Source organism: Pantoea sp. NGS-ED-1003, assembly GCF_000738765.1.
Classification (GTDB): domain Bacteria; phylum Pseudomonadota; class Gammaproteobacteria; order Enterobacterales; family Enterobacteriaceae; genus Pantoea; species Pantoea septica.
Genome location: NZ_JPQA01000004.1, coordinates 414,059 through 433,651 on the forward strand (window position 1 = coordinate 414,059; position 19,593 = coordinate 433,651).

The window sequence follows — 19,593 nt, forward strand, 5'->3', positions numbered from 1 at the left end:
CTGACGGTGTTGTTTTTGACACTACCTAAAGCGAGGTTCAAACGTGTCGCGTACAATCATGCTTATTCCTACCGGCACCAGCGTCGGCCTGACCAGCGTCAGCCTCGGCGTTATTCGTGCCATGGAGCGTAAAGGCGTTCGTCTCAGCGTCTTCAAACCTATCGCGCAGCCGCGCGCTGGCGGCGACAAACCCGACCAGACCACGATGATCATCCGCAAGAACTCGTCGATTCCTGCCGCCGACCCGCTCAAGATGTCGCGCGTCGAGTCGCTGCTGGGCGCTAACCAGCAGGACGTGCTGATGGAAGAGATCATCGCGCGCTACCACGAAAACACCAAAGATGCGGAAGTGGTGCTGGTTGAAGGCCTGGTGCCGACGCGTAAGCATCAGTTCGCCAACGCGCTCAACTATGAGATCGCCAAGACGCTTAACGCCGAGATCGTGTTTGTTATGGCGCTGGGCAACGATTCACCCGCCCAGCTGAAAGAGCGCATCGAGCTGACGCAAAGCAGCTTCGGCGGCAGCAAGAACAAAAACATTACCGGCGTCATCATCAACAAGCTGAACGCGCCGGTGGATGAGCAGGGCCGCACGCGCCCGGATCTGTCGGAAATTTTCGACGACTCCACCAAGGCGAGCGTCGCCAATATCGATCCGAAACAGCTGTTCGCCGACAGCCCGCTGCCGGTACTGGGCTGCGTGCCCTGGAGCTTCGATCTGATCGCCACGCGCGCCATCGATATGTGCCGCCACCTGCATGCCGAAGTGATTAATGAAGGCGAAATCGCCACGCGCCGCGTTAAGTCAGTGACCTTCTGCGCGCGCAGCCTGCCGCATATGCTGGAGCATTTCCGTCCCGGCTCGCTGCTGGTGACCTCGGCAGACCGTCCTGACGTGCTGGTGGCCGCCTGCCTGGCGGCGATGAACGGTGTAGAGATCGGCGCCATCCTGCTGACCGGCGGCTACGAAATCGACAACCGCATCGCGAAGCTGTGCGAGCGCGCCTTCCAGACCGGCCTGCCGGTCTTTATGGTGAAAACCAACACCTGGCAAACCTCGCTCAGCCTGCAGAGCTTCAACCTGGAAGTGCCGAGCGACGATACTCAGCGCGTGGAAAAAGTGCAGGAGTATGTCGCCAGCTATATTAACGCCGACTGGATCGAATCGCTGACCGCGACCTCCGAGCGCAGTCGTCGCCTGTCGCCGCCGGCCTTCCGCTACCAGCTCACCGAGCTGGCCCGCAAAGCGGGCAAACGCATCGTGCTGCCGGAAGGCGATGAGCCGCGCACCGTCAAAGCCGCCGCCATCTGCGCCGAGCGCGGCATCGCGACCTGCGTGCTGCTGGGCAATCCCGATGAGATCCAGCGCGTTGCCGCCGCACAGGGCGTCGAACTGGGCAAAGGCATCGAAATTGTCGATCCCGAAGTGGTTCGCAACAACTATGTGCCGCGTCTGGTCGAGCTGCGTAAGAACAAAGGCATGACCGAAGTGGTGGCGCAGGAGCAGCTGGAAGACAACGTGGTGCTCGGCACCATGATGCTGGAAAGCGGCGAAGTGGACGGCCTGGTGTCAGGCGCCGTGCACACCACCGCCAATACCATTCGTCCGCCGCTGCAGCTGATTAAAACCGCGCCGAACAGCTCGCTGGTCTCCTCGGTATTCTTTATGCTGCTGCCGGAGCAGGTGCTGGTGTATGGCGACTGCGCCATCAACCCGGACCCTACCGCGGAACAGCTGGCGGAAATCGCCATTCAGTCTGCCGACTCCGCCCATGCGTTCGGTATTGAACCGCGCGTGGCGATGATCTCCTACTCGACCGGCACCTCCGGCGCGGGCAGCGACGTGGAAAAAGTGCGCGAAGCGACGCGTATCGCGCAGGAGAAACGTCCGGATCTGGTGATCGACGGTCCGCTGCAGTATGACGCGGCGATTATGGAAGATGTGGCCAAATCCAAAGCGCCGAACTCGGCGGTCGCCGGTCGCGCCACGGTGTTTATCTTCCCGGATCTCAACACCGGCAACACCACTTACAAAGCGGTGCAACGCTCGGCGGATCTGATCTCTATCGGTCCGATGCTGCAGGGTATGCGCAAGCCGGTTAACGATCTGTCGCGCGGCGCGCTGGTCGACGATATCGTCTACACCATCGCCCTGACCGCAATTCAGTCGCAGCAGGCAGAAGGCTAAGCCTTCTGGGTTCACATCCTCGCCGCAGGGAAGCGGCGGCCGAGGCCACACGGACGTGTTCACGCCGACTTTACGTAACTGACTGTTGCCCGCGACTGAACAGCACCAGCATCACAGGCCGCAAAAATAAAAAAACGCCCAGACGGGCGTTTTTTTAACCAACTATTTTTAAGCGTCGCCGTTACGCGTCAGCCACAGCGACAGCGCCTTGAGCGAATCATCGGTGAACTCGTCGCAGCGCGCGGTAATCTCATCGGGGGTCATCCAGAACACCTCATCGACCTCCTCTTCCTGCATAGCGAACGGGCCGTGATAGACGCAGCTGAACAATCCGCCCCAGACGCGGACATGCTCATCTTCGAAGTAGAACTTGCCGTGCTCGGCGAAAGGCACATCGGCAATGCCCAGCTCCTCCTCGGCTTCGCGGCGCGCCGACTCCAGCAGATCTTCGCCGCTCTGCACCACGCCGCCCGCGGTGGCGTCCAGCATGCCGGGCATGAAGTCTTTCGTCTCGGTGCGGCGCTGCACCAGAATCTTGCCTGCGCCGTCATGCACCACGATATAGGTGGCGCGATGGCGCATACGCTGCGCGCGCATCTGCGCACGCGTCGCCTGTGCAATCACTTCATTCTCTTCATTAACGATATCGACCCACTCGATAGCGTCGCCCGCGGTTTGATCCACCATCCGGTAACCCTTTTCTGTTCTGGCGTGCCGTGCGACACGCGCCTGATTGCCACGTCGTTGTTATAGTGTGCTGTAAGGTAATCACTTCCGCTCGCCTGAGCAAGCGGCGCAATCTATCGTTGTTTGCCGCTTTCCGCCAGCCAGAGCTGTACCGAGGCGCGCTGCCACTGAAATTCAGCATATTCCCTGAGCTTATCCGGCAGCGCATCGCCGTGCAGCGCCAGGCGATTCAGCATCAGCGCTAAATCCGTATCGGCAACGGACCACTCGCCGAACAGATTCTGCTGCTTGTCCGGCAGCAAGCGCAGACTCGCCGCCATTAGCTTATCTGCCGCCTGCGCCGCCGCCGCGCTCAACGGCGGGAAACGCTCGCCGGCGAATAACACCTCCGTCGGCCGCTCCTGACGAATGGGTAAAAAATCGCTGCGCAGCCACGCCTGCACTTCGCGCGCCCGCGCACGCTTCTCGCGATCGCGCGGATAGAGACGATCGAATTCAGGCGCAGGAAAACGCTCTTCCAGATACTCAGCGATAGCAGAAGATTCGCTCAGCACGAAATCGTCAATCTGCAGCGTCGGCACGCGGCAGGTAAGCGATAGCGCGCGATAGTCGCTATGGAACTGCTGATTTTGCGAAAGATCGACGCGTTTCAGTGAAAAGGGAATGCCCTTCTCCGTCAGCGCGACGTAAACCGACATGGCGTAAGGACTAAAAAACAGTGAATCAGACCACAGGGTGATGGACGGGTAATTCATCTGCTACCTCAACAGGCTTATCCGGGTAGCCTGATATTTACCGACTTTCTTTGCGCAAAGCAATGTCCGGCTGGTCCGATCTTCTCAAAGCGCGACGCAGTCCGGCAGCGCGCGGCCGCGCTTCTTCTATGCTGAAACAGTGCGTATCAGAAAAATGATAAGGAGACGCGAGATGCACATACTTATGACCGGCGGAACCGGGCTGATCGGCCGCCATCTTATTCCTCGCCTGCTGACGCTGGGGCATCAGGTCAGCGTCGTCACGCGCGATGTCGCCGCCGCGCGCGAAAAGCTCGACGCGCGCGTCGCGCTCTGGTCAGGCCTGGCGCAGCAGCAAAACCTCGACGGGATTGACGCCGTCATCAACCTCGCCGGCGAACCCATCGCCGACAAGCGCTGGACCGAACAGCAGAAGCAGCGGCTGTGCGAAAGCCGCTGGCAGATTACCGAACGCATCGCCTCGCTGATCAACGCCAGCCACGTGCCGCCGCGCGTGCTGATCTCCGGGTCGGCAACCGGCTACTACGGCGATACCGGCGAGCTGGTGCTGACGGAAGAGGATCAGGGTCAGGAGGAGTTTACCCACAGCCTCTGCGCGCGCTGGGAGCAGCTGGCGCTGAGCGCCGAAAGCGAGCGCACCCGCGTCTGCCTGCTGCGCACCGGGGTGGTGCTGGCCAGCGAAGGCGGCGCGTTAAGCAAAATGAAGCTGCCGTTCAAGCTCGGCGTCGGCGGTCCTATCGGCAGCGGCAAACAGTATCTGCCGTGGATCCATATCGACGATATGGTCAACGCCATTCTCTGGCTGCTGGATCGCGACGATCTGAGCGGCCCGTTCAATATGGTGGCGCCCTACGCGGTGCGCAACGAGCAGTTCGCCGCCACGCTCGGCCATGTGATGCATCGCCCGGCCTTTATGCGCACGCCCGCCAGCGCCATCAAAATGATAATGGGCGAATCGGCGGTGCTGGTGCTGGGCGGGCAGCATGTGCTACCGAAGCGGCTGGAGGCCTCCGGCTTCGGCTTTCGCTGGTACGATCTGCAGGAGGCGCTGCAGGATGTCGCCGGCTAACGCGCGCTTTCATTTAAGCAACGGCAGGCAGCAGGATTAACGTTTTCTGGCAGCCATACCGACAGCGACCGCTGTGGGTATGGCTGCCTCAACCTCAACTGCGCTGCTGCGCAATTGACGATTTCACTGACGAGGCTTGCCGCGTGTGCCCTGGCTGCGGCACGCGGATGATAAAGGTCAGCACGCCGGCGAACAGGTAAAGCGCGGTATAGGCCCACACCACGCCAACAATATCGAAGAACGGCAGCAGCAGCGAGGCAATCGCCGGCGCGACAAAGTTGCTCAGTCCGGCTGACAGGTTGTAAATCGACACCGCCGCGCCTTTATGCTGCGGTTCCAGCGTCGGGAACACCGCCGTCATCGGCACAAAGGCGGCGACAAAGATCCCCAGCATCACGGCCGGAATCAGCGCCACCCAGAAGTTATGTCCTGCATACAGCGGCAGGTAGTAAAATGCCAGGCTGGAGATTGCCATACCGAGGCAGCCGAACCAGCGCACCTGCCGGATCCAGCCCAGCTTCTCGCCGGTAATACCCCAGAAAACATTGGTAAAAATGGTGACAAAGAAGAACACCGCCCAAATCTGCAGCCATTCGGAGATAGTAAAGCCGAGCCGATCGACAAACAGAAGCGGCATAATGATGGCAAAACCAAACAGCGACAGCGTATTGATGATGCGGATCATGCAGGCGTAAAACACATGCTGATTGGTGAACAAGATAGTCACGGCACGCGACATCTCGGTCATCTTATCGCGCAGCGGCAGATTAACGCGTGAACGGTCAACCGGGACGTTGCGCAGGCTGAAATAGGCTAACACACCGCCGCAGGCGACCCAGACAATAGCCAGCCACAGGGTGCCGGTTTCGCCCAGCATCGGAATGGTCAGACTCGGCAGGTAGCTGCCCACCACGCCAATACCTACGGAGTACATCGCCCAGAACCAGCCGGTAGCGGCGGCCAGCTTGTCACGCGGCAGCACCTGCACCAGCATCATCATGAACGAATAGATAAAAAGCGGATAGGCCAGGCCGCGAATGCCGTAGAACAGCACCATCAGCGGATAGTTACGCAGCCCGAGTCCCAGCGACATAAACAGCGCATGCATGACGATCCACAGCATAAAGCCAATCATCATGGCGCGCTGCGGCGTAATCAGCTCCGCCACCACGCCAGAGGCCCACGCGGCCAGCGCGGCGGCGAGGCCATAAAAAGTAAACACCACTGCCGACTGGGCCGGAGAAAAGCCCATGTCAGTGATGTGGCGCGACAAAAACGCCATTTCGAAGCCGTCGCCCGCCATAAAAATTGCGATAGCCAGGAACCCCCAGAACATCTTTTTCGGTAAGCCAAACCAGTATTCATTCGATTGCATGACAATCTTCCTTCCGTTCGCTAATCCGATCAGGCAGGCAGCAATGCGCGCGCCTGCTGTTGTTGTACGTAGAGTTCACGGAACAGGCGCAGACGCTGCTGCAGCACCGCCCCCCGCGCCGCATCAGGCTGATAACGCGCCTGCACCGGCGGCTTCAGGCACACTTCTGCCTCGCGGCCGCCATCCGCTAACCACGCCAGCCGCGCCGCGCCCAGCGCGCCCGAGGCGCTGGCCGGATGGGTCACTATTGGCAGTTGCAGCACGTCGGCAATCAGCTGCGCCCATAGCGTGCTGCGCGCGCCGCCGCCGGTCAGGCTGCACTGTTGAATCTGCTGCTGCGTATCGCCCAGCACTGCCAGACCATCCGCAAGACCAAAGGCTACGCCCTCTATCACCGCATAGCCGAGCAGCGCACGTGGCGTTTCGTGGCGTAAATGGAAAAATGTACCGGTCGCGTGCGGATCGTTGTGCGGCGTGCGTTCGCCGGAAAGATAAGGCAGAAAGAGCGGTGCCTGCCGCAGCTGTTCCGCGCTAAGCTGCGCCATTTCGTCCATCAGCTGGCTTTCCGTGACCGAAAGCAGATTACACAGCCAGCGCAAACAGCTGGCGGCGCTGAGCATCACGCTCATCTGATGCCAGCGTCCCGGCAACGCATGGCAGAATGCGTGCACGCCGGATTGCGGATCGGCGCGCAGCCGATCGTTAACCACAAAGATCACGCCAGAGGTGCCGAGAGAAATAAAGGCATCGCCCGCGTTGACCGCGCCGACGCCTATCGCCGACGCCGCATTGTCGCCGCCGCCGCCAGCGAGGCGCACCGTGGGCGATAAGCCCCATTCGCTGGCCAGATCGGCGCGCAGCGTGGCGCTGACCGCACTGCCTTCAACCAGTTCGGGCATCTGCGCGCGCGTCAGCCCGCTGATCGCCAGCAGTTCGTCGGACCAGTCACGCTGCGCCACATCCAGCCACAGCGTCCCAGCGGCATCTGACGGCTCGCTGACAAAGCGCCCGGTAAGTCGCCAGCGCAGGTAATCCTTCGGCAGCAACACCTTATCGATGCGGCGAAATATTTCCGGCTCATGTTCAGCCACCCAGCGCAGTTTCGGCGCGGTGAAGCCAGGCATAATCAGGTTGGCGGCGATCTGCATCATTTGCGGATATTGCTGGCGCAGCGCATCACACTGCGCCGCGCTGCGCGTATCGTTCCACAAAATGCACGGTCGCAGCACCACACCGGCCGCATCCAGCAGCACCGCGCCGTGCATCTGACCCGAGAGACCGATGGCGCGAATCGCGGCCCATATTTCCGGCACCTGCTGGCGCAGCCCGGCGATCGCCTGGCCACAGGCCTGCCACCAGCACTCGGGATCCTGTTCCGCCCAGTGCGGATGCGGGCGCTGCACGCTGAGCGTGACGTGATTCGACGCCACGATCTCGCCCTGTGGGTTCAGGATCAGCGCTTTGAGTTCAGAGGTACCAATATCAATACCGAGATACATGATGTGCGCTCCTTACACCGTCGCTGGCTGCAGCAACTGCTGCTCCAGGGCGTTTACGCTGCGCGCCACCAGCGCATGAAAGGCGCGATCGTCAGCCAGTTCAGCAAACAACGACGTGTCGCTGAGAAACGTCTGCAGCGCATTTTCACCGGCCAGCTGCTGGCGCAGCGCGTCGGCGTTGAGCACGCCATCCTGATAAGCGTACGGCAGCTGACCGCTGGCCCAGCGTTGCAGAAACAGGTAAAACAGCGCCGGCAGCACAGCGGTGGCCGTGGGTTCTGCGCCACGCTGATAGCATTCGCGCAGCGTAGGCGTCACCATGCCCGGGATTTTCGATAGCCCGTCGGCACCGACGCGCTGGTTGGTATCTTTAATGTAGGGATTGCTAAAGCGTGCCAGCACCACGTCGCGATAATCCGCCAGATCCAGCGGGCTGGGCGACAGCGACGGAATCACATCCTGGGTGATGTAGTTGTAAGCCAGCTGATAAATCGCAGGCTGGCGCGTGCTGTCATCAATGTAATCCTGCCCGGTGAGCGTGCCGGCCCAGGCTATCGCTGCGTGCGTGGCGTTGAGAATGCGTATTTTCGCCTCTTCCCAGGGTAGCACCGATGTCACCAGCTCTACGCCCACTTGTTCCAGCGCCGGACGTCCGGCAATGAAATCATCCTCAATCACCCACTGGATGAAGGATTCCGCCATTACCGCTGCGCCATCGTCTTTGCCGGTAGCTGCTTTGACGCGCTCGGCAACATCCGGCGTCGGGCGCGGCGTTATGCGGTCAACCATGGTATTGGGCGAAGTGGTGTTATCACGCACCCAACTGGCCAGCGCGCTGTCGCCCTGCGCGGCAAGAAACGTCAGCAGGCCGTGACGGAAGCGTTCGCCGTTGTGGCGCAAATTATCGCAGTTGAGCAGCGTGACCGGCGCACCGCCGCTGGCCACGCGCTGGCGCAGAATGCGTGCCAGCGCGCCATAAATAGTGCGGACTTCACCGCGAAGATCGGCCTGGATGTCTGGCTGGCCGAGATCGAGCTCATGTGCGGGCGTCAGATAGTAGCCAGCTTCAGTCACGGTAAAACCAATGACTTTGGTATGGGCACTGGCACCTTGCGCCACCAGCGCGCTGATTTCCGCGTCCCACGGCAAAATGGTGCGCAGCGACGTGATGGTTTCATACGCGCGCTCGCCCTCCGGCGTTACGGTTTCCAGCACATATTCGCCGTTTTGCGCCTGCAGCTGGTCAAGCAGCGCTACCGCGTCGCCACGGATGTTGCCGAGCGCGATGCTCCAGCTGTCATCGCCCTGCTGGCGTAGCTGATGCAGATACCACGCCTGATGCGCCCGATGAAAAGAACCTGCACCGATATGCATCCATACTGATTTCGTCGTCATAGCCGCCTCGAATTAAACATTTGCCAAAATTGAGGGCATTTGCCCGATACGGCGTAGCATAGTCGCCGCCGGGGCGATCGTTCTGAGAGATTCATCACAATTAATACTTTTGCTCTTTTTGAGGGCTTTTGCTCAGTTAGCGCTTTAGATGCAAGACGCGATAAACTGGCGTATCGGTTTTTGACGGAACAATGCGATGAGCAGAGAAGAGAAGAAGCAGGAGCTGGCGGCACGGGCAGCCTGGATGTATTACGTGGCGGGCCTGACGCAACAGGAGATTGCGCGCGCGCTGGGCTTATCGCGCCAGGTGGCGCAGCGGCTGGTCTCAAGCGCGCGTGAGATGGGGATGGTTAGCGTGAAGATTGACCACCCGATTACCCACTGCCTGCATCTGGCGCGCGAGATAGCGCAAAAGTTTGGCCTGACGCTGTGCCGCGTGGTGCCGTCAGCCGGGCTGGATGACGCGGCGATTCAGCAAATGCTGGCCGTAGAGGGCGCGGCGGTGATGGCGCAGTTTATTAACGAAGAGACCCCGCAGGTATTTGGCATCGGTTCCGGTAAAACGCTGCGCTCAATCATTGATGCGCTACCCTGGGTTGAACGCCCACAGCATCAGTGCGTATCGATGATTGGCGCGATTGCGCGCGACGATTCCGGCACCCGCTACGACGTGCCGCTGAAAATGGCGGAAAAAATGCAGGGCAAGTATTTCTTCATTCCGGCACCGCTTTACGCGGATACGCCGCAGGACAAAGCCATGTGGGTGCAGCATCAGGTGTACCAGCGCGTAGCCCAGCGTGCGCTACTGGCGGATGTCGCGTTTGTCGGCATTGGTGAAGTGATGCCGGGCTGCCCGCTCAATGCCGAAGGGTTTATTACCGATGCACAGGTCAAGGCGCTCAACGCGCGCGGCGTGGCTGGCGAAATGCTGGGGCACTTTTTCAATCAGCAAGGGGAACGCGTTTTCGGCGAAACCGATGAGCTGCTGACCAGCGTGCTGCTGGAAAGCCAGACGCAGCGCAACATTATCGGATTTGCCGGCAGCGCGCGCAAATACGCGGCAATTCAGGCCGCGCTAAACGGGGGCTGGGTTTCCGGGCTGGTGACCGATGAAGACACCGCGCTGAAGTTGCTGCGTGAGTGATTAAAAAGCGCGGCGCGATTTATCGCGCGGACCATAGCGCCGCATAGCTGGCCAACGCGCAATGAACCGCGCCGCTACAAATCTGTTGCCTATTTCAGCGAGCCTTTAAGAAACTGCTGCAGCCGCGGGCTTTTCGGATTGCCGAACAGCGCGTCCGGCGGCCCTTCCTCTTCAATCTTGCCCTGATGCAGGAAGATCACGTGGCTGGAGACGTGGCGCGCGAACTCCATCTCATGGGTCACCACCACCATGGTTTTGCCCTCTTCCGCCAGCTTCTGCATGATACGCAGCACTTCGCCTACCAGCTCGGGATCGAGCGCCGACGTCGGCTCGTCGAACAGCAGCACCTCCGGTTCCATCGCCAGCGCGCGCGCGATTGAGACGCGCTGCTGCTGACCGCCCGAAAGGTGCACCGGATATTTCGCCTGCGCGCGCTCGTCGATGCCGACCTTATTGAGATAGTTGACGGCGCGGGCGCGGGCGTCCGCTTTGCTCAGTCCCAGCACCTGAATCGGCGCCTCCATCACGTTCTCCAGCACCGTCATGTGGCTCCACAGATTAAAGTGCTGAAACACCATGGTGAGGCGAGTGCGCAGCGAACGCAGCTGCTCTTTATTGGCTACCTTGAGCTGACCGTCGGTGTCGCGCACCAGGTTGATCGGCTCGTTGGTCACGGAAATGGTGCCTTCGCTCGGCTTTTCCAGGAAATTAATGCAGCGCAGGAAGGTGCTTTTCCCCGATCCCGACGATCCGATGATGCTGATCACGTCACCTGCATCGGCCTGTAAAGAGACCCCTTTTAATACTTCATGGTCACCGTAACGCTTATGCAGTTCGGTCACGCTTAATTTGTTATCAGCCATAGTTCTACTCAATGCGATGACGAAGGTTTGATGTGTGCGAGAAAGCGGCGCTCCGCCAGACGGAACAGGCTAATCAACACATAAGAGATAATCAGATAGAGCACCGCCGCGATGCCGAACGCGGTAAAGGGCTGATAGGTCGCCGAGTTAATATCGCGCGCGATCTTCAGCAGGTCAGGCACCGTTGCGGTAAAGGCGAGCGCCGTGGAGTGCAGCATCAGGATCACCTCGTTGCTGTAGGCGGGCAGCGCGGTTCGCAGCGCGGACGGCAGGATAATGCAGCGGTAGAGCTTAAAGGTAGAGAAGCCGTAGGCGCGCGCCGCCTCGATTTCGCCGTGCGGCACGGCGCGGATCGCCCCGGCGAAGATCTCCGTGGTATAGGCGCAGGTATTAAGGGTAAAGGCCAGCAGCGTACAGTTCAGCCCGCTGCGGAAAAAGGCGTTAAGCAGCTCCGAGCCTTTTACTACCTCTAGCGTGTACATGCCGGAGTAGAACACCAGCAGCTGCACATAGAGCGGCGTGCCGCGAAACACATAGGTAAACAGCCAGACCGGCGTGCTGACAAAGCGGTTCGGCGAGACGCGCGCGATGGCCAGCAGCACCGCCAGGCAGCCGCCGATCACCACCGACAGGATCAGCAGCCACAGAGTAATGGCGACGCCGGTAAAGCGATAGCCGTCGGTCCAGAGCAGGGATTTCCAGTACTCCTGAATAATATCGATCATAGCTCCGCCCTTTTTACGCCGACCGAGTAGCGGCGATTCAGCCACCACAGCACGCCGTTCGACAGCGTGGTAAAGATTAAATAGATCGCGCCGGCGACGATGGCGAAGTAGAACGGCTGCCAGGTGCTTTTACCTGCCAGCTGCGTCGCTTTCACCACATCCTCAAGCCCCAGCAGCGACACCAGCGCCGTGGCTTTCAGGATCACCTGCCAGTTATTGCCGATACCGGGCAGCGCGTAGCGCATCATGCCGGGAAACAGAATGCGGCGAAACACCTGCGAACCGGTAAAGCCGAAGGCGGTGGCCGCTTCGATCTGCCCTTTCGGCACGGCGAGAAACGCGCCGCGAAAGGTTTCGGTGAAGTAGGCGCCGTAGATAAAGCCGAGCGTAATGATACCGGCCACCATCGGGTCGATATCGAACTGGGCGAGGCCCATGGCGTCGGTCAGCGCGTTCAGGGCGATCTGCAGGCCGTAAAAAATCAGCAGCATCAGCACCAGGTCGGGCACGCCGCGGATCAGCGTGGTATAGCCTTCAAACAGCATCGCCAGCGGGCGACTGCGGGAGAGTTTCGCGCCCGCGCCGATCAGGCCGAGCACAACAGCCAGCACCACCGAGCTGAGCGCCAGCTCCAGCGTCACCAGGGTGCCTTTGAGAATAACCTCGGAATAGCCGTACAACATTTAATCGATCCTGTCGTGGAGAAAACATCAATGTCCTGCCCGCGGGCGCGCCAGCGGGCAGTCCTGACCAGATTGCGCGTTGCGCCGCGCGGCTCAACGCTGGAGGATCAGGTAAAGGTCGACAGGGTTAGTCACCGTACACATTGAAATCAAAATACTTTTTCGCGATCTTGTCGTAGGTGCCATCTTTGCGCATCGCCTCGAACGCGTTGTCGATGGCCGTCTTCAGCTCGCTATCGTCTTTACGCAGTCCCATGCCGGTGCCGACGCCAAAAATCTTGTCGTCTTTCACCGCCGGACCGGCGAAGGCGTAGTTCTTGCCTACCGGCTGCTTCAGGAAGCCTTCGCTCGCCTGCACTTCATCCTGAAACGCCGCGTCGATACGACCCGCGTTCAGATCCTGATAAACCAGATCCTGGTTCGCGTAAGGCGTTACGTTGACGCCTTTAGGGCGCCAGTTCTGATTGGCGTAGGTTTCCTGCGTGGTGCCCTGCAGCAGGCCGATGTTTTTGCCCTTCAGCGACTCGATGGTCGGCTGAATCGGCGAGCCTTTCGGCGCCACCAGACGGGCGTTGGCCGCATAGAGTTTGTCGGAGAAGGCGATCTCTTCCTGACGTTTGGCGGTAATGGAGAGCGAGGAGATGATGGCGTCGATCTTCTTCGCCTTCAGCGACGGGATCAGCGCGTCGAAATCGCTCTCGACATAGGTGCACTTCGTATTGATGCGTTTACAAATTTCGTTGGCAAGATCGATATCGAAGCCAACGAGCTGTCCTTGCGCGTTTTTCGATTCAAACGGCGGGTAAGTCGGGTCAGTCCCAATGCGAATCGACGACGGCACCGCGGCGAAAACGCTGGCGGCGCTGGTCAGGCCCAGCATGAGAGAAAGAGCCAGAACTCGCTTTTTCATAGATTACCCTCAGTGAAGTGCTTTTTGTTATGGGTGCGTGATGTGTTTGCGCTTGTTAAGCCACATATTTCTTGCATATTTCATGCCAGCAATGCAAGCCATTCGCGCGCCCGGCAGCGCGTCAGTAAGGCGTTGCCGCCGGGTTTGTGAGGGAAATATATCAGTGATGTCAGAGAGAAAAAGCGACCTTGTTAACTTTTGGTGCACCAAATGCACGAAGAGTGATCGCCAGCGCGCATTTGCACCTTGTCAGTGCAAAATATGACGGTTATGCACCATTCCAGCGCGTAAAAAGATCCTGCGGCAGCGTGATGTCAAACTGATCGACGACCCGGTTAACCGTCTGATCCACCAGCTCCATAATCGACTGCGGGCGATGATAAAAGGCCGGCACCGGCGGCATTATCACCGCGCCCAGCTCGGCGGCGGTGGTCATCATGCGCAGATGACCGATATGCAGCGGGGTTTCGCGCACTCCCAGCACCAGCTTACGCTGCTCTTTCAGCACGACATCGGCGGCGCGCGTCAGCAGGCTGTCGCTGTAGCTGTGCACGATGCCGGAGAGGGTTTTCATTGAGCACGGCAGGATCGCCATGCCCAGGGTCTTGAACGATCCCGACGAGATGCTGGCGGCGATATCGCGCACGTCATGCACCACATCGGCCAGCGCCTGCACTTCGCGCAGCGTATAGTCGGTCTCCAGGCTAAGCGTCTGCCGCGCCGCCGGACTCATCACCAGATGGGTTTCTACCTCGCTGACCTGCTGCAGCACCTGCAACAGCCGCACGCCGTAGATCGCGCCGCTTGCGCCAGAGATGCCAATGATGAGTCGTTTCATGCGTGTTCCTTGCGGGTTCAGAGAGGCGCTATGATAGCGCGGGCCAGAACAGGAAAACAAACGGGGCGGATTTCTCCGCCCCGTGCTTTTTCAGTCATCGCTGAGAACGCGCTTAGCCTTCGTTATGCAGCTCGAGGTTCTCGACTTCATTCTGACGCTGCAGCGCTTTGGCGTCGTCGTTGCGCAGCGACTGGAGATACTCCAGGTACTGCTGATCGACATCCTTGGTGACGTAGACGCCGTTAAACACCGAACATTCGAACTGGGCGATATCGGGGTTCTCTTCGCGCACCGCTTCGATCAGGTCGTCCAGATCCTGGAAGATTAGCGCGTCGGCTTTAATCAGCTGGCAAATCTCATCGACTTCGCGGCCGTGCGCGATCAGCTCGGTGGCGCTCGGCATATCGATGCCGTAAACGTTCGGGAAGCGGATTTCCGGCGCGGCAGACGCCAGGTAAACGCGTTTCGCGCCCGCTTCGCGCGCCATCTCGATAATCTGCTCGGAGGTGGTGCCGCGCACGATAGAGTCATCCACCAGCAGCACGTTCTTGTCGCGGAACTCGGCGCGGTTGGCGTTGAGCTTGCGGCGAACGGCGCTGCGGCGCAGCTGCTGGCCCGGCATGATAAAGGTGCGGCCAACGTAGCGGTTTTTCACAAATCCCTGACGATAGGGCTTATCGAGAATGCGCGCGATCTCCAGCGCGATATCGGTAGAGGTTTCCGGGATCGGGATCACCACGTCGATATCAAGATCTTCCCACTCGCGGGCGATTTTCTCGCCCAGCTTGGTGCCCATGCGCACGCGTGCGCTGTAGACGGAGATCTTGTCGAGGAACGAATCGGGACGCGCAAAGTAGACGTACTCGAACAGGCACGGGTTGCTTTTCGGGTTCTCGGCGCACTGGCGCGTAAACAACTGGCCCTGCTCGGTGATATAGACGCCTTCGCCCGGCGCGACGTCGCGCAGGAACTCAAAGCCCAGCGTATCGAGCGCCACGCTCTCGGAGGCGACCATATACTCGACGCGGCTGTCAGGCAGCACGCGCTTGCCCAGCACCAGCGGACGAATGCCGTTGGGATCGCGGAAGGCGACCATGCCGTGGCCGATGATCATGGCGACGACGGCGTAAGCGCCGCGCACCTGCTGATGCACCGCTGCCACCGCCGCGAAAATGTTATCCGCTTCCAGCGGGTCGTTCTGAAAACGGTCCAGCTCCTGCGCGAAGATATTCAGCAGGATTTCAGAGTCTGATGTGGTGTTGACGTGACGGCGGCCCTTTTCGAACAGGTGCTTGCGCAGGTCGTGCGCGTTAGTCAGGTTGCCGTTATGGGCCAGCGTAATACCGTACGGCGAGTTAACGTAGAACGGCTGCGCTTCAGAGGCGCTGGAGCTGCCTGCGGTCGGGTAGCGAACGTGGCCGATCCCCATATTGCCCTGCAGACGCTGCATGTGGCGAGCTTCAAAGACATCGCTGACGAGGCCGTTCGCCTTACGCAGACGGAAGCACTTCAGCGCATCGATAGTACAAATGCCTGCGGCGTCCTGCCCGCGGTGCTGCAGCACCGTTAACGCATCATAGATCGACTGGTTGACCGGCATAAACCCGGTGATACCAACAATACCGCACATGTTGTCATTTCCTCATTAGCCGCACTCCCGGTGGCGTCACCGGGGCAAAAAACTCGACGTGCTTTTCAGGTAGTCAAAAAACCATCTGATTATATAACTGAACTGGGGAATGAGCTGGGACTGCTGCCAGTCCGGACTTTTGGAAAAGCCGGTGAATGTGTCGAGGAAGAAAAGGATCGCGCTAACGATCAGCACGCCGCGTAACGCCCCGAAACAGACCCCCAACACCCTGTCGGTTCCCGACAGGCCGGTCTTTTCAACCAGCGAGCCGATCACATAATTGACTATCGCGCCGACAATCAGCGTCGCGACGAACAGCACCGCGATGGCGATGCCGTTACGCACCAGTTCGTCGTCAAAACCTGTAAACCAGACTGCAAGGTAGGCGTAGTAATGACTGGCGACAAAAAACGCGCATCCCCAGGTAACAAGAGATAAGGCTTCACGGACAAACCCTCGAATCAGGCTGACCAGAGCCGAAAAACCAACTACCGCAATAATGACGTAATCAATCCAGATCATGAACTCTTCCAGCGCCAGTGCGTTTGCACCCCTGCATCCAGTTCGGGGCGCATTCTAACAGAAAAAGAAAACGTTTGCGTAGCGCTTTTCCTTTTCACCTTCCATAAAAAGGGCCATGAAAAAAACTTTCCTCGCCCTCTGGAGATCCAACTGTTCAAGCCGTTGAATCTAAACTGTTTATATTGCGCCGCGCGGCTTTAACACTGCGTGCGGCGCCGCCTTTTTATACCATAGGCGGCGCCAATCGATGCCTTAGCGCGCGCTATAGGGCTTCACCACGCCGCCAAGGCCGGAGACGCTCTGCAGTTCTGAAAGCGAGCTCTGCAGTTTGGCTTTTGAGGCGTCTGGGCCGACATAGATACGGGTGATTTGTCCCTGCACCGGCGTAGACGGCACGGTAAAGGCGCGATAGCCCGACAGACGCAGCTTCGCGACAATTTCGCTCACCTTCGCCGCGTTTTTCAGCGCGCCGAGCTGCACCACGTAAGCCTGACCGGCAGGCGCGCTCTGCTCTGCGGCCTTCGGCGTTTCCACTGGCTTCGCCGGTTCGCTCTGCTTCGTTTCCACCGGCTTAGACTCGACCGGTTTCGGCTGCGCTTTCGGCTGCTCGACCGGTTTCGCTTTCGGCGTTTCCGCCGGCCGGGTTTTCGGCTGCTCAACCTGACGCGGTTTCGTCGGCGCGTTCTGATGCACCGGCGGCGGCGTCACCACGCTGGGCTCGCTTTCGCTCTGCGGCGTGGCGTTGCCCTGCTCGGCGACCGGGTTAGCAGCGGCGCTGTTGCTGCTGCTTACCGCGCTGCCCGCGCCCTGCGGCGGCTGCGCCGGCAGCGGCTGCGTCACCGGCGGCACCATCTCACTATCCTGCTGATCGTCCGGCTTCGGCACCAGCGGGATCGCCGCGAACTCCTCTTTATAGTGCTTCTTTTTACCGTCCAGCAGGCCCGGCAGCACAATCACGCCGACCGCCACCAGAATAATGGTGCCGACCAGGCGGTTCTGAAACTTACTTGCCACGACCTTTCTCCGTCTCTGTCGATTCCATGACCTGCGCCACGGTATGGAAAGATCCACATACCAGCACGATGTCCTGCGCCTCGGCCTGCCCGCGCGCTGCCTGCCAGGCGCTCTCCACGTCGGCAAAGGCGGTCGCCGCGTCGCGAGGCAGATGCGCCATCAGCTCATCGGCGGTGGCGCCGCGCGGTCCCTCAAGCGGCGCGCAGTACCAGCGATCGATTTGCGGCGCCAGCGCCGTCAGGGTGCCGGCGATATCTTTATCATGCAGCATCCCCACCACCGCGTGCACCCGGCCGCGTTTCGGCAGCTGCGCCAGACGCGATGCCAGATAGCTCGCCGCATGGGGGTTATGCGCCACGTCGAGGATCACCCGCGGCGATTCGCTGACCGTCTGAAAACGGCCGGGCAGGATCGCCAGCGGCAGGGTATTGCGAATAATCGCTTCGCTGACCTTCAGGCCGGAGGCGCGCAGCGCCGCCAGCGCCGTGGCCGCATTGGGCAGCGGCACCTGCGGCAGCGGCAGGTCGTTCAGCTCGCCCTGCGCATCGCGGTAAGCCCAGCTTTCCGGCTGCTGGCTGTAGTGCCAGTCACGGTCGCGACGCAGCAGCTGCGCGCCCTTCTCCGCCGCGACGGCAGCGATGCTGGCGGGCATATCCGGCTCGCCGACCACCGCAGGCTTGCCGCCGCGAAACACGCCCGCTTTCTCGCGGCCGATGCTTTCACGATCGGGGCCGAGCCAGTCGGTATGATCCAGCGCGATGCTGGTCACCACCGCCACGTCGGCGTCGACGATATTGGTGGCGTCCAGGCGGCCGCCCAGCCCGACTTCGAGGATCGCCACATCAAGCTGCGCCTGTTGAAACAGGTTCAGCGCGGAGAGCGTGCCGAATTCAAAATAGGTCAGGGAAACGTCGCCGCGTCCCGCTTCGATTTTCGCAAAGCTGGCGGTATGCAGTGCGGCGTCAAGCTCTTCGCCCTGCACGCGCACGCGTTCGGTATAGCGCACCAGATGCGGCGAGCTGTAGACGCCGACGCGGTAGCCTGCCGCCATCAGCAGCGTTTCGAGCGTGCGGCAGGTGGTGCCTTTGCCGTTGGTGCCGGCGACGGTGAAGACGAAGGGCGCGGGTTTTAGCAGGTCGAGGCGCTGCGCGACGCAGCGAATGCGATCCAGGCCCAACTCGATGGTCTGCGTGTGCAGATGCTCAAGATAGTAAAGCCACGTGGCCAAAGGCGACGTGGCTTGAGGAAGGTGAAGAGTGTCCATATGTCCCGTTTAACAGATTTTGACCCGGTTCAGCCGGTTCGACGGTGCATTGGTGAAAGGCGCGGCGCGCGCGCCTCTCTCTCCTGTCAGGCCTCGTTGCTTTCCGGCTCTTCCGCAGGCGCGGTCGGTTCGCCATCGTGCAGCGGCGCGGGAAGATTCATCATCTTCGCCAGCAGGCTCGCCAGTTTATAACGCATTTCCGGGCGGCGAATGATCATATCGATCGCGCCCTTCTCAATCAGGAACTCGCTGCGCTGGAAGCCCGGCGGCAGCTTTTCGCGTACGGTCTGCTCGATAACGCGCGGACCGGCAAAGCCGATAAGCGCCTTCGGCTCAGCGACGTTAAGGTCGCCCAGCATCGCGAAGCTGGCGGAAACGCCGCCCATGGTCGGGTCGGTCAGCACCGAAATATAGGGCAGACCGCGCTCCTGCATTTTGGCCAGCGCGGCGCTGGTTTTCGCCATCTGCATCAGCGACATCAGCGCTTCCTGCATACGTGCGCCGCCGCTGGCGGAGAAGCAGATCAGCGGGCAGTTGTCTTCCAGCGCCTGCTCGACCGCACGCACGAAGCGCGCGCCGACCACCGAGCCCATCGAGCCGCCCATAAAGGCGAACTCGAACGCGGCGGCCACAATCGGCATGCCGTGCAGCTGACCTTTCATCACGATCAGCGCGTCTTTCTCTTCTGTCTCTTTCTGCGCGGCGGCAAGGCGATCCTTATACTTCTTGGAGTCGCGGAATTTCAGGATATCCTTCGGCTCCAGCTCGCTGCCCAGCTCGGTCTGCGTGCCCTGATCGAGCAGGCTGTTGAGGCGCTCGCGGGCGTGCATGCGCATGTGATGGTCGCACTTCGGGCAGACCTCAAGATTACGCTCCAGCTCGGCGCGGTACAGAACCTGACCGCAGCTGTCGCACTTGGTCCAGACCCCTTCCGGGATGCTGGCACGGCGTGCAGGCGTAACGTTGCTTTTATTAAGAATGCGTTCAATCCAGCTCATTGAAGACCTTTTTGTTTAAAACTGACCTGGTCCA

The 19,593-nt window shown here is 60.2% G+C and carries 18 protein-coding genes; 3 read left to right on the forward strand and 15 right to left on the reverse strand.

What is annotated here, in order from left to right; all coding sequences use genetic code 11:
* Positions 1 to 43: 43 nt before the first annotated feature.
* Complete coding sequence (pta, locus tag JS46_RS10500; protein ID WP_033750511.1) at positions 44 to 2,188, forward strand: phosphate acetyltransferase; 2,145 nt, start codon at positions 44 to 46, stop codon at positions 2,186 to 2,188.
* 168 nt (positions 2,189 to 2,356) lie between these two features.
* Here the strand turns inward: pta and yfcD are convergent, their stop codons facing one another.
* Positions 2,357 to 2,875, reverse strand: a complete 519-nt coding sequence (gene yfcD, locus JS46_RS10505) for an NUDIX hydrolase YfcD (RefSeq protein ID WP_033750514.1) — start codon at positions 2,873 to 2,875, stop codon at positions 2,357 to 2,359.
* Between the two features lie 113 nt (positions 2,876 to 2,988).
* Complete coding sequence (gene yfcF, locus JS46_RS10510) at positions 2,989 to 3,630, reverse strand: glutathione transferase (protein ID WP_033750516.1); 642 nt, start codon at positions 3,628 to 3,630, stop codon at positions 2,989 to 2,991.
* A gap of 172 nt (positions 3,631 to 3,802) precedes the next feature.
* Between yfcF and JS46_RS10515 the strand changes: the two genes are divergently transcribed.
* Positions 3,803 to 4,699 carry a TIGR01777 family oxidoreductase gene (locus JS46_RS10515; RefSeq protein ID WP_033750518.1) on the forward strand — a complete coding sequence of 299 codons (897 nt, stop codon included), beginning with the start codon at positions 3,803 to 3,805 and terminating at the stop codon, positions 4,697 to 4,699.
* A gap of 94 nt (positions 4,700 to 4,793) precedes the next feature.
* Here JS46_RS10515 and JS46_RS10520 read toward each other — a convergent pair whose 3' ends face one another.
* From JS46_RS10520 to dalD, 3 genes are read right to left on the reverse strand one after another with little or no spacing between them, the layout of a single operon-like run.
* On the reverse strand, positions 4,794 to 6,074 hold the full coding sequence (locus JS46_RS10520) for an MFS transporter (protein ID WP_033750520.1): 1,281 nt from the start codon (positions 6,072 to 6,074) through the stop codon (positions 4,794 to 4,796).
* Between the two features lie 29 nt (positions 6,075 to 6,103).
* On the reverse strand, positions 6,104 to 7,573 hold the full coding sequence (xylB, locus tag JS46_RS10525; RefSeq protein ID WP_033750522.1) for a xylulokinase: 1,470 nt from the start codon (positions 7,571 to 7,573) through the stop codon (positions 6,104 to 6,106).
* Between the two features lie 12 nt (positions 7,574 to 7,585).
* On the reverse strand, positions 7,586 to 8,968 hold the full coding sequence (gene dalD, locus JS46_RS10530) for a D-arabinitol 4-dehydrogenase (RefSeq protein WP_033750525.1): 1,383 nt from the start codon (positions 8,966 to 8,968) through the stop codon (positions 7,586 to 7,588).
* Positions 8,969 to 9,164: 196 nt separating this feature from the next.
* On the opposite strand from dalD, the gene JS46_RS10535 reads away from it, so the two are divergent.
* Positions 9,165 to 10,112 carry a sugar-binding transcriptional regulator gene (locus tag JS46_RS10535; protein ID WP_033750529.1) on the forward strand — a complete coding sequence of 316 codons (948 nt, stop codon included), beginning with the start codon at positions 9,165 to 9,167 and terminating at the stop codon, positions 10,110 to 10,112.
* A gap of 89 nt (positions 10,113 to 10,201) precedes the next feature.
* Here JS46_RS10535 and hisP read toward each other — a convergent pair whose 3' ends face one another.
* The 10 genes from hisP to accD form a co-directional block, all read right to left on the reverse strand.
* Positions 10,202 to 10,975, reverse strand: coding sequence for a histidine ABC transporter ATP-binding protein HisP (hisP, locus tag JS46_RS10540; RefSeq protein ID WP_033750531.1), 774 nt, complete (start codon positions 10,973 to 10,975; stop codon positions 10,202 to 10,204).
* Positions 10,976 to 10,983: 8 nt separating this feature from the next.
* A complete protein-coding gene (locus tag JS46_RS10545; protein WP_033750535.1) occupies positions 10,984 to 11,700 on the reverse strand; it encodes an ABC transporter permease in 717 nt (238 codons plus the stop codon).
* Positions 11,697 to 12,383 (reverse strand): histidine ABC transporter permease HisQ, encoded by a 687-nt coding sequence (locus JS46_RS10550; protein ID WP_033750538.1) that lies wholly within the window; start codon positions 12,381 to 12,383, stop codon positions 11,697 to 11,699. The genes JS46_RS10545 and JS46_RS10550 overlap by 4 nt, the downstream gene beginning before the upstream one ends.
* A gap of 127 nt (positions 12,384 to 12,510) precedes the next feature.
* Positions 12,511 to 13,293 (reverse strand): lysine/arginine/ornithine ABC transporter substrate-binding protein ArgT, encoded by a 783-nt coding sequence (gene argT / locus JS46_RS10555; RefSeq protein WP_033750540.1) that lies wholly within the window; start codon positions 13,291 to 13,293, stop codon positions 12,511 to 12,513.
* A 268-nt stretch (positions 13,294 to 13,561) separates the two neighbouring features.
* Positions 13,562 to 14,131, reverse strand: coding sequence for a UbiX family flavin prenyltransferase (locus JS46_RS10560; RefSeq protein WP_033750543.1), 570 nt, complete (start codon positions 14,129 to 14,131; stop codon positions 13,562 to 13,564).
* Between the two features lie 112 nt (positions 14,132 to 14,243).
* Positions 14,244 to 15,761: an amidophosphoribosyltransferase gene (gene purF / locus JS46_RS10565; protein WP_033750546.1), complete on the reverse strand. Its 1,518-nt coding sequence runs from the start codon at positions 15,759 to 15,761 to the stop codon at positions 14,244 to 14,246.
* A gap of 36 nt (positions 15,762 to 15,797) precedes the next feature.
* Entirely contained in the window at positions 15,798 to 16,283 is a 486-nt protein-coding gene (gene cvpA, locus JS46_RS10570) for a colicin V production protein (protein ID WP_021509181.1), read from the reverse strand.
* A gap of 252 nt (positions 16,284 to 16,535) precedes the next feature.
* Positions 16,536 to 17,297 carry a cell division protein DedD gene (gene dedD / locus JS46_RS10575; protein ID WP_033750554.1) on the reverse strand — a complete coding sequence of 254 codons (762 nt, stop codon included), beginning with the start codon at positions 17,295 to 17,297 and terminating at the stop codon, positions 16,536 to 16,538.
* Positions 17,287 to 18,561, reverse strand: a complete 1,275-nt coding sequence (gene folC, locus JS46_RS10580; protein WP_033750557.1) for a bifunctional tetrahydrofolate synthase/dihydrofolate synthase — start codon at positions 18,559 to 18,561, stop codon at positions 17,287 to 17,289. Before folC ends, dedD begins: the two co-directional genes overlap by 11 nt.
* Positions 18,562 to 18,647: 86 nt before the next feature.
* A complete protein-coding gene (gene accD / locus JS46_RS10585) occupies positions 18,648 to 19,559 on the reverse strand; it encodes an acetyl-CoA carboxylase, carboxyltransferase subunit beta (RefSeq protein WP_033750560.1) in 912 nt (303 codons plus the stop codon).
* Between the last annotated feature and the right edge of the window lie 34 nt (positions 19,560 to 19,593).